The sequence below is a fragment of the Pseudoalteromonas sp. SiA1 genome (assembly GCF_018732205.1).
GTDB lineage: Bacteria > Pseudomonadota > Gammaproteobacteria > Enterobacterales > Alteromonadaceae > Pseudoalteromonas > Pseudoalteromonas tetraodonis.
Genome location: NZ_CP076084.1, coordinates 2,140,967 through 2,157,261 on the forward strand (window position 1 = coordinate 2,140,967; position 16,295 = coordinate 2,157,261).

Consider the following 16,295-nt stretch of genomic DNA (forward strand, 5'->3'; position numbering starts at 1 on the left):
TGAACAATAACTATGTTTTATGTCATTACTTTTAAAAAATACCGACACAAAATTATTATTGCAAAATAAAAAACAATAGTTTGACCTAGATGTACTATGACGGTCGTATAATGCAATCAATTAGAGTGTAAATTAGGAATAAATAATGTGGTTTAGCCCAAAAAAAAGAAAACAGGCGTTTGCAAAACAGCTAGTTAGTACACACGAAGCAGCTGCGATTATCGTTAACAACGACAACACTGTTATTGCAGTGAATGACGAGTTTACATCGCTAAGTAAGACACTTAACCAAACTAATGACACTAATACATTAACTTATTTAAATAAACGTTATAATCCAACAAGCAAAACCATTGCTTGTGGAAATAACTTGTTTTTAACCCAACACATTAGCCCGCTTACATTAAAAGAGCTTGATACATGCTCGCTCCATGTATTTAAGCCTGAGCCTGTGAGAGTCTTAGATGAGCAAGCTTGGCAAACACTTCTGAGTTTAGGTGAAGATATCTATGCAGTCTTCGATGATAACTCAAAGCTTGTTGCGAATAATTTAGATACGTCGAACAGTGGCGACGCTGCACTACTGCCCAAAGAAAACACTAAATTGCTAAACGTTTTACAAGATGCTTTAAATAGCGAACACGGTTCACTGTGTTTATCTGTAAAAGACAATATTTATTATAATGTTGCCCACACTACTTTTAACTTCAATAATACCTTGTTGTCTGCATTTGTATTATCAAAACAATCACAAGTTGAAGACTATAAGCAATTTGAACTGTTATCTAAGGTGGTCAGCAATACCAGTACTAGTGTACTTATTACCAATAAAGATGGCTTAGTAGAATATGTTAACCCTGGCTTTGAAGTACTTTCAGGTTATACACTTGCAGAAGTAAAAGGCAAAAAACCAGGCAATTTCTTGCAGGGAGAACAAACAGACAAAGAAACCGTTAAGCGGATTTCAAAAAACCTTAAAAACAAACAACCATTTTATGAAGAAATACTAAATTTTGATAAAAATGGTGTGCCATATTGGATTGTTCTGTCGGTAAACCCAACATTTGATGATAATGGCCAGCACACAGGGTTTGTGGGCGTCAGTTCAGATATTCGCGAAATTAAGCGCCAAGTACTTGAACAAATAAACCAAAAAGATGCAATAAGTAGCCACTCGGCTGTGATTGAGTTTAATGAAGATGGCCAGTTCCTATCTGCCAATGAGTATACCAAAAAGCAATTAAACATATCTGAGAGCTCAAACATAGCGAGTGTGTTTGGTAATTTAAGGGATCATTTAGACGCTTCACGTATTCAAATACTCAACCAAGGCAAGCCGACTGAAGTAATGATGTCATTGACGCATCAAAATGAAGACGTAACGCTAGATTGCATTATTTCTTCTATTACCGATTTAAACGGTAAGGTTTCTAAATACGTTGTATTTGGTAGTAATGTCTCTTCTAGAAACAAATTAGTTACTGGAACGCATCAATCAATGTCAACCGTATTAGGGAAAATTCAAACTACGGTCACCACCATCAATGCCGTGGCAGATCAAACTAATTTACTTGCTCTTAATGCGGCCATTGAAGCTGCGAGAGCCGGTGAAGCTGGACGAGGTTTTGCCGTGGTTGCTGACGAAGTACGTAACCTTGCCAAAACGTCAAACGAAGCTGCGGCACAAATTGGACTTTTAATAAATGAAACTCAAACGCACGTTGACGAGCTGGCCTCATTTTTAAAATAATTAAATAGTTTGAAAAAACTTAACAAACTTGCTCAATCAACAAATTAAACTGTTCTTTAGTAAATTATTTTAATCCGGTAGAGTTGATATAGGCTGAAAAAATGTGGCTGTTTTTTGTTAAAATTTAAGTGATGTATAAAATAGAAAAAGGCGCTAACGAGCGCCTTTTTTATGTGCTATTAGAGCCCTTGCTCATCTGCCATTTTTTTAACTATTTGTGGTGCCGTCCACAGTGACGGAAGTAACACAAAAGAAACTGGCACCGCGGTCACCACAATAAAGGACTGTAGCGCTGAAATTCCGCCCTCGCCAATTGAGATGAGTAATGCAGCCATTACCCCCATCATAACTCCCCAAAACACACGAATTGATGTTTGCGGATGATCGGTACCGGTCATCACCATAGATACCGAGTACGTCATTGAATCACCGGTTGTTGCCACAAAAATAGTGGTCAGTACTAAGAATAATACAGACACAACAAACCCCATGGGTAACTGCTCAGTAATGGCTAACAATGCCGCTGGTAAATTAAGCCCTGCGAAAGGTTCTGATATAACACCTGGATTATTTAACTCAAAAAATATGCCTGAGCCACCCACAATGGTAAACCAAAAGCAGGTGATCACTGGCGCAACCACAGAGATGAGTAAAATCATTTCACGAATAGTTCGGCCACGCGATATACGCGCAACAAACATCGCCATTAAAGGGCCATAACCTAAAAACCAGCCCCAAAAGAATACGGTCCACCAGTCTAACCATGGTTTATCGGCACGAAACGTAGCCATAGGTATAAAGTTATCTAAGTACAAGCCAAACGATTGAATGTAACTATCAATAATAAACGCAGTGGGCCCCATCAGTAATATAAACAACATCAGCACTACAGCCAATACAACATTAAAACGACTTAACAGCTGAATACCTTTAGTAACGCCACTTACCGCTGAAAGTGTGTAAATGCCAATTAAACTAAATAAAATAACTACTTGTGTGGTGTAGGTGTCAGGAATACCAAACAATTTATCTAGGCCAAAACTCACCTGTAAGCCTAAAAAACCAATTGGACCTACAGTGCCAGCAACCACAGCGAGTACACAACATGCATCAACGACAGTGCCTAGCGCGCCTTTCATTACGCACTCGCCAAATACGGGATAAAGCAAAGTACGAGGTTTAAGCGGTAAGCCTTTTTCGTAATGAAGATGCATATAAACAATGCCCGTTAAGCTGCCTAATATAGCCCAGGCTAAAAATCCCCAGTGCATAAAGCTTTGTGCAAGTGCGTTATAAGCGGCATCGTTAGAGCCTGTTTCACCACCAAATAGCGGTGGCGGAGAAATAAAATGTGCCATTGGCTCTGCTGCGGCCCAAAATACGCCGCCACCAGCAAGCAAAGTACACATAATAATACTTATCCACTTAAAGGTAGAAATTTCAGGGGTTTTTAAGCCACCCAGTACCACTGAGCCAGTGCGGCCGATAGCTAAGAAAATGCCAATCACAAAGGTTAATAAAAGTAGGACTTGCCAAAAGGCGCCAAATATTTTGGTTGAGAAGGCAAAGGCCGTATTTATCCAATCAGACATCAGTTTAATGTCGTAAAGGGCCAGCGCGGCAAATAAAACTAATATACCGCCACTGATTAAAAATACGGGTATATCAACCCCATCCAGAAACTTAACTCGGGAAGAATGTGTTTCACCCGACTTTAAAGTTGCTTTAGTGGTATTCATTTATCGCTCCTAATGGTTCTTTAAAGTTACCGACATAGCGACACACCATGACATCACACTAAACCCTAGTTTCAACAAACGACAAAGCAACTCAAAAGCGAGTTTTAAGTACTTGTCATGTTCACGTCTAGGTAATGTCACAACAAGTAGACTTATTGCCAATTCCTGACTAGTTTAACGCGTTAAAAACGCTAAACCAATGCCTCAGGAATGATTTGTGTAGTAGTTACACAATAATAAAAGATAAATTACATCACGGTATCAAACAAACAAAAAATATACATTTTTGCTTTAGCAAAAGCGCGGTACGTTATTAAACGTTGCTGCGCAGTGGGTACGCAAACAACGCGGCTTATCGATTAGGGCAACTAAACCTGTCGCTCTGTTAGTGATAAATACAGGGTTATTGATGCTGTTTATGCCATGTTAAATAGTTGCTGTGGGTTAATGGTTTTGCAAATAAATAACCTTGCACTGCATTCACGCCCATCGACTTTAATGTTGTTAGTTGCTCAGCACTTTCGACCCCTTCGGCCACAATGTTAATATTTAAGCTATGACCTAAGCCAATAATAGATTGCACAATACTTTGACCCGAAGCGCTATTGAGCACTTTATCAATAAAGCTTTTATCAATTTTTAACTCATCAATAGGAAACACGCTTAAATGTTTTAAACACGAGTAGCCCGTACCAAAGTCATCAATTGAAAACACAAATCCCTGCGATTTTAATTCTTCCATTTGCTTTACGGTCCCCATCAAGTCACCCGCTAACATTGATTCAGTGATCTCTAATTTAATTCGAGTTGGCGAGACGTCAAACGCTTCAATTGCTTTAAATAGCTCACCTTTTAAAGTGGAAGAATTAAACTGACACTGGCTAATGTTAATTGATACGATAAAACTGTCATCGAGTAAGTTATTATCTCGAAGTGTTTCAAGTAAAATACAAATATCTCTTAATACAATATTTTGTAACTTTTGAATTAAACCAAATTGCTCGGCAATTGGAATAAATGCATTAGGGGGGATAAGTCCTTTGGTTGGATGATTCCACCTTATTAATGCCTCAGCACCCACAAGGGTTCCATCAATTGCTAATTGTGGCTGAAAATAAGCACAAAACTCATCGCACGCGATAGCCCTAACAATGTCAGTTTCAAGCTCAGTTTGATTTTCCAGTAAGGTTTGCAGTGCGGGGTCGTAAAAGCTACTACTATTACCGCCTTTCATTTTAGAGCGATACATAGCGGTATCTGCAAATTTTAAAATATTAGCGGTTATGGCATTGCTCGTGTTAATCAAACAAATACCAATACTACAACTGACCTGAAACGCTAAATCGCCTACTTCAAATTTTTCATAAAAGACACTTTGTACTTTTTTAGCAATCAACTCAGATTCACTATTAGCTTGCATGTGGCTATCACCGACATGCTCGATAAGAATAATAAATTCATCACCACCGACTCGTGCGAGGGTATCTGCCGGGTTCAAAATAGCTGTTAATCGTTGTGATAACTCAACCAGTATTTCATCGCCTGCATTATGACCTAGTGAGTCATTTATGCGTTTAAAATTATCTAAATCTAAAAATAAGAGTGCGCCAGAATGATCAGACTGCTTAATTCGCTCCACATACATACTGAGCCTATCATTGAGCATTCTGCGATTAGGAAGGTTAGTGAGCGGATCGAAAAATGCTAACCGTTGTACTTCTTCTTCGGCAGCTTTGCGATTAGAGATATCTCTGGCCATCCACACCACATGTCTCAGTGACGGGTTAGTAGGCTGGTAACTTTCAAGGGGAGCTGTTCGCCCTTCAAATGTAAGCTGCTTACCTTTTATATTGAGCTGATATTCAAACACTTGAACTTCATTAGTTTGCAACGTTTTGTCAATCACCGCCAGAATAGGATTTGCATCTTCAGGAGGCATAATATCTCTGACATTTTGATTAATAACGTGCTCTTGGCTTAAATATAAACTTTCATTAGCTGTGCCGTAAACATTGGTATACTCCCCCTCTTCACTCAAAATGAGGGTTAAATCAGGAAGCACTTTTGTAAAGGCTTTAAACTTTTCATTACTTTGCTGTAATTCAAAAAGCAACGCGTTTAATCTTAGTGACTCGGTGTGCTTTTCAAGAGCAATACTGGTGAAATCAACAAAAAAATCTATTAATTCTAAATCTTGTGGTGTCGGTGACTTTGCGCTGTCATGATAAATTGCAAAAGTGCCTAATATGTCTGATTTTGTTGAAATAATGGGGGTAGACCAACATGACCTTAAACCATAACTTAACGCCAATGCTCTATAATCATCCCATAATGGCGATGTTGAAATATCTGCGGCTATAATGCGTTTTTTTTCATAGGCTGCAGTACCGCATGAACCGACAGTTGGCCCTATTTTCACACCATTAATTGCTTGGCAATAACCCTGTGCAATATTAGGAGCCGCGCTATGAAATAGCTGCTCTCCTTTGAGCGTTAATATAGAGCACTTTGCAGAAGAGTCTTCAATAAGCTCCTCAATAGATAAACAAATATTTTCCAGTACCTCATCAAGTGGCGCACCGAGTGCTATTTTCGATAATATACTTTGTTGCTGAGAAAGCAGCTTTCTGACTCTCATTATTTCAATCAAATTATATTCCTCAACAATCACTAACGCTAAATGCGTCGCTCTATTTTAGGGCCTGTTTATAATAATTTATTATAGTCTTTTGACTATACATAATATTGAAATCAGCATCTATGCTATTTTCGTCTATTTCACGAGCGTTTGCCATTCAATACAAGGTGGCGATTTGAAATGTACTTATCAACAAATCATTTATTTACATACCATCTGTAAATACCCTTTATTAAATACTTTGTTACTTAAAAGTACTGTTTAAAATCATCAAGCTATTTATAATAGCTAAAACATAAATAATCGATGAGGTTAGTGTGCAAATAACACAAGGTATGGAATATTTTTTTTCAGGGTTTAAGTTAATTAGTCAAAAAGGGCTAAAACGCTTTGTACTTATACCCCTACTTATTAATATTTTATTATTTGGTAGCTCCTTATTCTTTTTATTTGGCTGGCTTAGTGATGGCTTTAATGCCGTAAACGCCATGCTCCCAGAATGGCTAAGTTGGCTCGAATGGTTAATGTGGCCAATTGCTGTGCTGGTGGTGCTGTTTAGTTACAGTATGTTATTTACCGTTATTACTAACTTTATCGCCGCACCTTTTAATGGCTTACTAAGTGAAAAGGTAGAGCTTTACTTAACTGGTCAAAAAATTAACGACGACGGATTAGCTGATTTAGTTAAAGATGTTCCGCGAATGCTGGGCCGGGAATGGACTAAGCTTTGCTACTACCTCCCACGCGCTATCGGCTTTTTTATTTTATTGTGGGTACTACCTGTAATAGGCCAAGTGCTATGGGTGCTTTTTACCTGCTGGATGTATGCGGTGCAATATAAAGATTATGCTTTTGATAATCACAAAATTAGCTTTACACAAATGAAAAATGACTTAAAAAGCAAACAAGGGTTATCTTATGGGTTTGGCTTTGCCGTGATGCTGCTAACCGCTATCCCATTTGTAAATTTAATTGTTATGCCTGTGGCGGTATGTGGTGCCACACGATTATGGGTTGAAAATTACCGACCACAATACCGTAGTTAAAATAAAAAATGGGCCACTTGGCCCATTTTTTATACTCGCTAATAGATTAACTATATAAGCTCTGTGGCACTTTAGTGACATTTAAGTGCACCGTTATTTCTTCACGATCATGGTATAAATGCTTAGCTTGAAGTTCATAGCTTATGCCGTACTTCGCCATTTCTTCTCTGATCATTTTTAAACATTCATACACACTATCAAAGCGTTTTTTCATCGGTAATTTCAGATTAAAAATAAGCTCTTTTGCATAAGCATTTACTGCCCAATCAATCATCAAGTTAGTCACTTTAGTCGGCTTTTCTACCATATCGCAAACCAACCAAGTGATGTTTCTTTTTTCTGGACGGTATTTAAAACCATCTTCTCTAAAATGCTTTACCTGACCCGTTTCCATTAAACTTTCGTTCATTGGGCCGTTATCTATCGCGCTAACAAACATACCACGGCGAACTAACTGATAAGTCCAGCCACCTGGGCATGCACCTAAATCAACGCTGCGCATCCCAGCTTGTACGCGTGACTCACGCTGTTGCTCAGGAATAAACACATTAAACGCTTCATCTAACTTAAGCGTTGAACGACTTGGGCCATCGCTTGGCATACGTAAACGTAAGATCCCCATAAAAAAAGGAGAGTTGTTATAACTATATGAGTAACCCACATACGCAGTATTATTAGCTAAAAACAGCACATGCATTACTGGGCGATTTGCTTTTGGCTCACGCAATACAGTGTTTTGTTTCTCGAGGGCTTTTTTTAGCGGGGTCGATATTTTTTTACAAAAAGTCAGTAACTCTTTGCCCTCGTTGGTATCGGGTGTTTCGACACGAAGCTCAGAACACAAAGTAAAATCTTTTGCGGCATCTACAATAGCGCCTACTCTATCTTCTACGGGCATATTTTCAATTAGGTTACCGGCAAACCATTGGCGTGCAAACACCATATTTTTAAAATCAACTTTTTTGATTATTTCGTCGCTGTGCTGCGCTTCAAAACATTCATAAATAACATAACCGGTATTTGGTTTTGCTTTTACATACCCAGCAAATCCTTGTTCGGCAGCGTGAAACGTTATTTCAGCAGCGGCATCGTTTTCAAAACCACTACGACAGTAAATCACAACACTAGACATATTAACCCTTAAACTCTTTAAAACTTAAATCGTGCAACTTGCACTAAAATAACTATCCAACCAATAATAAAGCACAGCCCACCCAATGGGGTAATTGGGCCCAGCCACTTCAACCCTGTTAAAGCCAATAAGTATAAGCTGCCACTAAATAACAATGTACCGGCAATAAAAAAACCACCCGCCATACTGAGGTGCATACCCCACTTAATTAAAATAGCCACTGCAATTAACGCCAGCCCATGCACCATTTGATACTCAGCGGCGGTTTTAAAAATACCAATGGAGTACTCTGATAAACGACTTTTCAGACCATGAGCAGCAAATGCGCCCAGTATCACTGAAAGCATGCAAAAAAAGCTGCCTGCTAATAAAAATAGTTTAATCATGTTTATCCTCTTTTAAATTTTCAAGCGTATTCTTTATAAAGCTTGCTGCCTGTATTGCCGCAGCATTCAGGTTTTGTTGCTCAGTCACGCCACTTTTTTTACGCGGTTTTAGTGAGTGGTCACCATCCGTTAACCATACATACTTTGGCTGCTTTGGCATGGCCATTGTGGCAAGCTCTTCGCGGGTGCCAAAGGTATCCCTTTCCCCCTGTAATACTAAAAAAGGACACGGTATGTCTGCAAAATGATCTGTACGCAGTTTTTCTGGCTTGCCCGGAGGATGAAACGGATAACCAAACGCAAGCACACCTAAAACAGGATGAGAGGTCGAACAGGCAAGCATCGATGCCATGCGCCCGCCCATTGATTTACCCCCTATAAATAGCGGTAAATTTGCATCAGCTTGAGTCACTATATGTTCAAAATAAGTAAGTAGTTTAGGCGCTCGCTCTGGTGGGCGACGTTTGTTAGTTTGTTTAGCAATTTGCATATATTCAAAATCAAACAAGCCAACGTCAATACCGTACTCACTGAGTTGTTTAGCCATGATTTGCATAAACTCAGAATCACTGCCAGCCCCTGCGCCATGAGCAAATATAAACTGTGCGATTGCCGGTTGCTGACTACTTCTAACCCATTCGATGCTCATTAATATTCTTGCTCCTGCTCAACTAAACTTAACATCCAGTCTTTAAACGATACAATTTTGCCTAACTCATTTTGTGACTCACGGATCACTAAGTAATAGGCATTTTTACTCTCTAAACTGTGATTGAACGGGATCACTAAACGTCCTGCATCAATATCTGGTTTTGCTAGTACGCTGTTACCAATTGCAACACCTTGGCCATGTACCGCAGCTTGTAACACCATAGAAGAATGACTAAATATAGGTCCTTGGTTAACTTGTACATTACGTACGCCGGCGGTTTTCATCCAGGTTTTCCAGTTTTTACGGGTGGTGTCATGTAGCAAGGTATGGTTTGCTAAATCACTGGGTTGGTTAAGCGCTCTGGGGCCATTTAACAGTAACGGGCTACATAACGGCACTAAATACTCAGTGTGCAGTTTATAGGCTTGCACCCCACTCCAATGACCGCGACCATAATAAATTGAGATATCAACATCGTCTGTTAACGAGTTTTCATCCTGATCTTGGGCTTTAATTCGCACATCAATTTCTGGGTGTAATTCGTTAAATAAGCTCAATCGAGGAATGAGCCATTGAATCGCAAAACTGGGGGTTAAACTTACGGTTAACGAGCCTTTGGCACCACGAGCTAATAGCTTTTCAGTTGCATCTATTAGCTGAGTAAAAATCTCTTTAATATCTAAAAAGTAACCTTGGCCTTCTTCGGTTAATAATAACGAGCGATTTTTACGTAAAAACAGCTTTAAGCCTAAATGCTCTTCAAGCGTTTTTATTTGATGACTCACCGCAGCTTGCGTGACATACAACTCTTCTGCGGCTTTAGTAAAGCTTAAATGACGTGCTGCAGCTTCAAAAGCTTTCAGCGCGTTTAATGGAGGAACTCGTCTTGACATGGCAACCAAGCTTAGAATTAGTTTTTCTTATGCGGTGAATTATATACCTATGCTAGGAAAGAGTATATTCAAGCCATAAAAAAAGCGACCTAAGTCGCTTTTTAAAGTGCTAATCAACTTTATAAATCGCTAGCACTGGTATCAAGAGGGGCAAAGCTCTTGATTAAATCATCCACCGCTTTCATTTGCGATAAGTACCCTTCTAACTTGCTCAATGCTAATGCACAGGGGCCATCACATTTTGCTTCATTTGGATTGGGGTGCGCTTCAATAAATAAGCCTGCAATACCCAATGCCATACCGCTACGGGCAAGTTCAGCAGCTTGAGCACGACGACCATCGGCTGAGTCAGCTCGACCGCCAGGACGCTGCAGCGCATGAGTTGCATCAAATATAACGGGAGCCATGGTTTTCATATCATCCATACCTAGCATATCAACCACTAGGTTGTTATAGCCAAAGCTTGAACCACGTTCACATAAGGCCACATTATTATTTCCGGCTTCATTAAATTTAGTAATGATATGACGCATTTCATGCGGAGCTAAAAACTGTGGCTTTTTCACATTAATGATCGCGCCTGTTTTAGCCATTGCAACCACTAAGTCTGTTTGACGAGCCAAAAACGCTGGTAGCTGAATAACATCAACAACCTCTGCAACCGGTGCTGCTTGATGAGGTTCATGCACATCGGTGATAAGCGGAATATTAAAGGTATTTTTAATCTCTTCAAATATCTTTAAGCCTTCTTCCATGCCTGGACCACGGTAAGAATTGATGGACGAGCGATTGGCTTTATCAAATGACGCCTTAAATACATAAGGAATATTTAATTTAGTGGTCACTTCAACATAATGCTCGGCAATACGCATCGCTAAGTCGCGTGATTCAAGCACATTCATGCCACCAAATAAAACAAAAGGTTTATTATTTGCCAGTTCTATTTCATTGATATTAATAACTTGGTTGTTCATTTTAATTCCTTATGGTGCAACTGCTTGCATCATTAATCCACAAATATACGCCATATATGTACCTACACCATAGCCAAGTACAGCTAATAATACGCCGACCGGTGCCAGTGACGGATGAAACGCAGCGGCCACAACAGGGGCAGACGCTGCGCCACCTACATTGGCCTGTGAGCCAACAGCCATATAAAATAACGGCGCTTTAATTAATTTAGCCACAATGAGCATTAAGCTTGCGTGAGTTAACATCCAAATTGCACCAATAACAAAATACATCGGTGAATCAAAAATCGCCATTACATTCATATGCAGGCCAATCGATGCCACTAAAATATACAAAAAGGCTGACGCCACTTTCGATGAACCAAACGCCTCAATATGGCGTACTTTGGTAAACGATAAGCAAATACCTATCGTCGTTGATATAACAATAAGCCAAAAGAACTTACTGTTTAAACTGTATTCTTTTGCCCACGCATAATTATTGGCAAAGAAGGGCCCTAAAATATCTGCACAAAAGTGCGCTAAACCGGTAATACCAAAGGCAATAGCAATAATCATCATGTAATCATTTAGCGTTGGCATACGCGCATGCTCTGCATGGTATTTTTCAACACGTTGCTTTAAGTCTTCAATCGCGGTGGTATCTGCACCGGCTTTAGCGTCAATCGCTTTATGATTAGCTGCCATTAATAATAATACTGCCATCCATAAATTAGCCACTATCACATCCACGGTGACCATGGCTGAGAAAATATCGCCACCCACTTCAAACATTTCTTTCATAGATGCTTGGTTTGCACCGCCACCAATCCAGCTACCTGCAATGGTTGTCATACCACGCCAAACAGCGTCAGGGCCATGTCCACCTACCGCTTCTGGATAAACAGCACTCATTATTAAAATAGCTAATGGGCCGCCAATCACAATACCTGCGGTGCCGGTTAAAAACATAATTAATGCTTTAGGACCTAAATTAATAATCGCTTTTAAATCAATACTGATGGTAAGCAAAATTAAACACGCTGGCAGTAAATATCGCGAAGCGACGTAATATACGTTAGATTGAGAACCATCAACAATACCAAAGGTATTTAACAATGACGGCAAAAAATAACACAGCAATAATGCCGGTACATATTTATAAAATGCCACAAGACCTGGGCGTTGACTATTTGAGGTTTTGAAAATAAACCCTAAAATAATCGCCAATAAACCAAGTACAACGGCATCATTGGTAATTAATGCAGTTTGGGGATCAGCCATAACATTTCCTATTTTTTATTCTTAGTGGTGAGTTTTATGATTGTCTTCAAGTTCTTCAATTTGATGTAGAATGATTTCAATAGCAGGATCATCAGGACATTCATCAACAAAAAACTGTAAATCATCTCGTGCCATTTTAGGGCAGCCAAGCTGATTTAGTAAATAACCTCTGTCGCGTCGCTCATAGGGATCATCACCTAACATTTCCATTAATAAATCGACGCAAGTTAATGCATGACCAAATTTATTTTCACTAATGAAAGACCATTTTTGCTGCGCTAAAAATAATTTATACACTTCGTCTTCAAAAATAAGCTCTAAAGGCTCTTGTTCTTGAGGGTTTTCTTCATCAATATTTTCAGGAATGATGTACCAACTTTGTTGGCCACAGCTAGGGTCAACAAGATAACCCTCTTCATCACTCATTGCGACGTGAATGCCCACTTCGCCTTGAGTTATGCTTACACTGGCATCGAGTTTAGCATGCTGTAAAAAGTGGCATAACAAAATAGCTAAGGTTGTCGGTGTGCCACTGCGCATAGACAAGGTGTAGCTGATGCTATTTAACTTATACTCAGGAACTTTCAAGCTTGATGCACTAAATAGCCACTCACTATAAAAGCTATCAAGTAGTTTATCTAGGCGATCGTGTTCGTCCGGCATCTGCTGACAAATAGACTCTATTTGCTGCTCAAACGCAGTGAGTATTTCAAGACTTGGTGTTAAGTCTATTTGAGGGTCCCATTTAGCTTCAGCTTTGATACAACGATATATAGCCGGCGGCAAAAAATCATCGTAAGCATCTTCTATATAAGATTCATCGTGTTCATCAAACCCGAGGGTGGTCATTCATACTACAACATTCTAGAAAACGAGGACGTAGTTTACCTAATTTTAAAGCTAGATACCAATAATCAGAAATGAATTGAAGAGGTAAGCTTTACACCTTTGGTGTGCAAAGCTTAAATAGGCATTGTTAATTATAACAACAGCGGTGCTTTCGCTGTTGCTAAGTAACCAATAGCTAAAATAACAGCGGTGTTAAGTACTAAAAATACGACTTTTGGAACGGTTGTCGTTTGTTTAGCGCTAATAATACCCACAACAATATAAACGATAACTAGAATAATTTTTTCTAATAACCAAAGCTGCTCTAATGGGTTTATTTTAGCCATTGCCATTAAACCGATGGCTGAGACAATTAATAAAGTGTCTATACTGTGGCTACCAATAAAAACCAATTTATTTTTGGCAAGGCTGCCACTGCCCATACGAGAAAAAGAACGTACGTAAAATAAAATAATACTCACTAGCGCAATGGCCATGTGTGAGTGTTTTAATGCTAAATAATCCATAGGTATTGTTACTTCTGTTTAGTTATGTGTTTTGTCAGGAAAGCGTAAAAGTACCGCTTCGAGGTCTTCAAGTTTATCATTAAATACATCAACAAGTTTAGGATCAAAATGTGTTCCTTTATTTGCGTTTATCTCCGCAACCGCTTCTTCAAGTGTCCACGCACCTTTATAACAACGTTTATGGCGCAGTGCATCATACACATCAGCCAATGCCACTATTCTGGCAAAAATATCAATACGCTCCCCCTTTAATCCACTAGGGTAACCAGAACCATCCCACTTTTCGTGGTGCTGCTGTGCGATTAATGCCCCTGCGCTGACTATTTTACGCGGTGAATCTTTCAAAATAGCATAGCCTTTGCCAGCATGAGTTTTCATAACTTCCCACTCTTCGCTATTTAACTTGCCAGGCTTATTTAAAATTGCATCCGGAATACCTATTTTACCCACATCATGTAAAGGCGATGCAAAGCGAATTAAATTCGCTTGCTCTTCAGATAACCCGTAGGCTAATGCTAATTCATAGCAAATATAAGCAACCCGTTTTACATGATTACCCGTTTCGCACGAGCGCTGTTCAACGGCTTCACTTAAACGATAAACAAGCTCTTGTTGTGTGGCTTCAACTTCAGTATGTAACTGCACATTTTCAAATGCCAACTGCACATTTTGAGAAAAGATTTCAATTAGGTTTCGTTGTGTATCCGTCAACTTTGACGGCACACCTGATACAAACAACATTGAATTATGGTTAAATTTACTGCTGCAATAAGCAAACAAATAATCATCTCTGTACACAATTGCTTTGTTAGCAAGGGCCTCTTGGCACGCTAACAGTTGGTCTTCTGCTAGTACGGTTTCTAACTCTTCTCCCTCGCGCTTAGCAAAATCGCCGGTACCAGAGCAAACAATCAGTTTTTTATTCATCTCCTCTGACGGATTTTGTGCAACTAAGGTGGTGGCATACATGGCTTCATCAGCAACGTTTAGTAAAGAAGTAAGCTGCTGCATCACGCCTTCAATAAAGTTATCCATTGAATGGGTTGCAAAAATATTGCGCGAAGCGGTGATTATTTTTTCTAGCCCTTCACGCGATTGCTCAATCGAAATAATATCGCGATACGAGCGAAGACTTGCCATCATAACGGTGAATAATTTTTGTGCGGTAAGTTCTGTTTTAGATTTATAGTCATTAATATCGTAATTTACGATTACTTGGCGCTCGGGTGCTTGGCCTGGCTGCCCGGTTCGTAGAATAATGCGAATATAATTATTTTTAACGGTATCACGAATGTATTTTGCTACTTGCAAACCCGCATCGTCTGTTTCCATAACAACATCGAGCAGGATGATGGCCGCATCAGGATGATCATCAATCAACTTTTTCGCTTCTGCGCCGGAATAAGCACTTATAAACTCCAAGCGTCTATCTTGAAACTTAAAATCACTCAACGCTAAACGCGTAACAGCATGAACCTCGGGTTCATCATCAACAATTAGAACTTTCCATGTTCCTTGCTCTTCACTTACTACTTCAGGTGGTTGTTCATTTGAAAATAAAAAATCTTCCATCACAAAGAGTTCCTTAAAACATATGCAAACAAACAACGGGGCTATTTTTAATAAGTTAAGGCCATTGTCCGAAAGTTACGCGGTCGTTATTACCAAGATCTTTCACTGTGCTTACATTTATAAACGCCATTTGGTTGAATATATGGCGAACAGCTGCACTTTGCTCAAATCCGTGTTCAATTAAAAGATAGCCATTAGAATGTAAATAGTCACGTGATTGTGTAATTATTTGTTTAATATCAGCTAATCCAGCATCATCTGCAACCAATGCAGACAAAGGCTCAAAGCGCACATCACCTTGGTGCAAGTGTTTATCGTTATATTCTATATAGGGAGGGTTGGTTACAATTAGATCAAATTTTTTATTATTTAACGCGCTAAACCAATTGCTTTGTTCAACACACACATTATTTATCGCTAATCGTTTTTGATTACGTTTGGCCAGTGCCACCGCATCATCAATACGATCAACGGCAATAATATCCCATGTAGGCATTTCACTACCAAGCGCAAGTGCAATTGCTCCAGTGCCTGTGCCCAAATCGAGCACTTTAGCGTCATTTGGTACATTACATGAAAGAGCAAGCTCAACTAAGGTTTCTGTATCAGGGCGAGGAATGAGTGTTGTTGGATTTACTTCAAGCTGTAAACTCCAAAACTCACGATACCCTGTAATGTGCGAAACAGGCTCGCCGTTTAAACGACGCTCACATGCACGCTCAAACGCTTGTGATTGCTCATCCGTTAATTGTTTTTCTGGCCAAGTAAATAAATAACTACGTGGCTTTTGTAAAATATTAAGCAGTAGTACTTGAGCATCTAACTTTGCGCTATCACTACTTGATGCTAATAAATTAGCACCGGTAGTAATAGCGTTTTCAACAGTGAGGTTCAC

Annotated in this window: 14 protein-coding genes; 2 read left to right on the plus strand and 12 right to left on the minus strand. The window is 39.4% G+C overall.

What is annotated here, in order from left to right; all coding sequences use genetic code 11:
- Positions 1-145: 145 nt before the first annotated feature.
- Complete coding sequence (locus KK487_RS09885; protein ID WP_215521734.1) at positions 146-1,750, plus strand: methyl-accepting chemotaxis protein; 1,605 nt, start codon at positions 146-148, stop codon at positions 1,748-1,750.
- A gap of 179 nt (positions 1,751-1,929) precedes the next feature.
- Here the strand turns inward: KK487_RS09885 and KK487_RS09890 are convergent, their stop codons facing one another.
- Together KK487_RS09890 and KK487_RS09895 are read right to left on the minus strand one after the other, a co-directional pair.
- Positions 1,930-3,489, minus strand: coding sequence for a BCCT family transporter (locus KK487_RS09890; RefSeq protein WP_215521735.1), 1,560 nt, complete (start codon positions 3,487-3,489; stop codon positions 1,930-1,932).
- A 403-nt stretch (positions 3,490-3,892) separates the two neighbouring features.
- Positions 3,893-6,139, minus strand: a complete 2,247-nt coding sequence (locus KK487_RS09895) for a putative bifunctional diguanylate cyclase/phosphodiesterase (protein ID WP_215521736.1) — start codon at positions 6,137-6,139, stop codon at positions 3,893-3,895.
- A gap of 323 nt (positions 6,140-6,462) precedes the next feature.
- On the opposite strand from KK487_RS09895, the gene cysZ reads away from it, so the two are divergent.
- The gene (gene cysZ / locus KK487_RS09900; RefSeq protein ID WP_414704488.1) at positions 6,463-7,173 is read left to right on the plus strand and encodes a sulfate transporter CysZ; all 711 of its coding nucleotides are present in this window, start codon (positions 6,463-6,465) and stop codon (positions 7,171-7,173) included.
- 46 nt (positions 7,174-7,219) lie between these two features.
- Here the strand turns inward: cysZ and rlmM are convergent, their stop codons facing one another.
- The 10 genes from rlmM to prmC all read right to left on the minus strand — a co-directional run bounded on the left by rlmM (position 7,220) and on the right by prmC (position 16,295).
- On the minus strand, positions 7,220-8,305 hold the full coding sequence (gene rlmM / locus KK487_RS09905) for a 23S rRNA (cytidine(2498)-2'-O)-methyltransferase RlmM (RefSeq protein ID WP_028834960.1): 1,086 nt from the start codon (positions 8,303-8,305) through the stop codon (positions 7,220-7,222).
- Between the two features lie 17 nt (positions 8,306-8,322).
- Positions 8,323-8,691, minus strand: coding sequence for a DUF423 domain-containing protein (locus KK487_RS09910; protein WP_016900429.1), 369 nt, complete (start codon positions 8,689-8,691; stop codon positions 8,323-8,325).
- On the minus strand, positions 8,684-9,340 hold the full coding sequence (locus KK487_RS09915; protein WP_013465320.1) for an alpha/beta family hydrolase: 657 nt from the start codon (positions 9,338-9,340) through the stop codon (positions 8,684-8,686). Before KK487_RS09915 ends, KK487_RS09910 begins: the two co-directional genes overlap by 8 nt.
- Positions 9,340-10,236, minus strand: coding sequence for a transcriptional regulator GcvA (locus tag KK487_RS09920; protein ID WP_013465321.1), 897 nt, complete (start codon positions 10,234-10,236; stop codon positions 9,340-9,342). The genes KK487_RS09915 and KK487_RS09920 overlap by 1 nt, the downstream gene beginning before the upstream one ends.
- Before the next feature lie 119 nt (positions 10,237-10,355).
- Positions 10,356-11,210, minus strand: coding sequence for a 3-deoxy-8-phosphooctulonate synthase (gene kdsA / locus KK487_RS09925; RefSeq protein ID WP_013465322.1), 855 nt, complete (start codon positions 11,208-11,210; stop codon positions 10,356-10,358).
- Between the two features lie 9 nt (positions 11,211-11,219).
- Positions 11,220-12,473 carry a DUF819 family protein gene (locus KK487_RS09930; protein ID WP_036982079.1) on the minus strand — a complete coding sequence of 418 codons (1,254 nt, stop codon included), beginning with the start codon at positions 12,471-12,473 and terminating at the stop codon, positions 11,220-11,222.
- A gap of 21 nt (positions 12,474-12,494) precedes the next feature.
- Positions 12,495-13,322 (minus strand): tetratricopeptide repeat protein, encoded by an 828-nt coding sequence (locus KK487_RS09935; RefSeq protein WP_215521737.1) that lies wholly within the window; start codon positions 13,320-13,322, stop codon positions 12,495-12,497.
- A gap of 131 nt (positions 13,323-13,453) precedes the next feature.
- Positions 13,454-13,828, minus strand: coding sequence for a SirB2 family protein (locus KK487_RS09940; protein WP_024602655.1), 375 nt, complete (start codon positions 13,826-13,828; stop codon positions 13,454-13,456).
- An 18-nt stretch (positions 13,829-13,846) separates the two neighbouring features.
- Complete coding sequence (locus KK487_RS09945; protein ID WP_013465326.1) at positions 13,847-15,400, minus strand: DUF3369 domain-containing protein; 1,554 nt, start codon at positions 15,398-15,400, stop codon at positions 13,847-13,849.
- Between the two features lie 55 nt (positions 15,401-15,455).
- Positions 15,456-16,295 (minus strand): peptide chain release factor N(5)-glutamine methyltransferase, encoded by an 840-nt coding sequence (gene prmC, locus KK487_RS09950; protein WP_013465327.1) that lies wholly within the window; start codon positions 16,293-16,295, stop codon positions 15,456-15,458.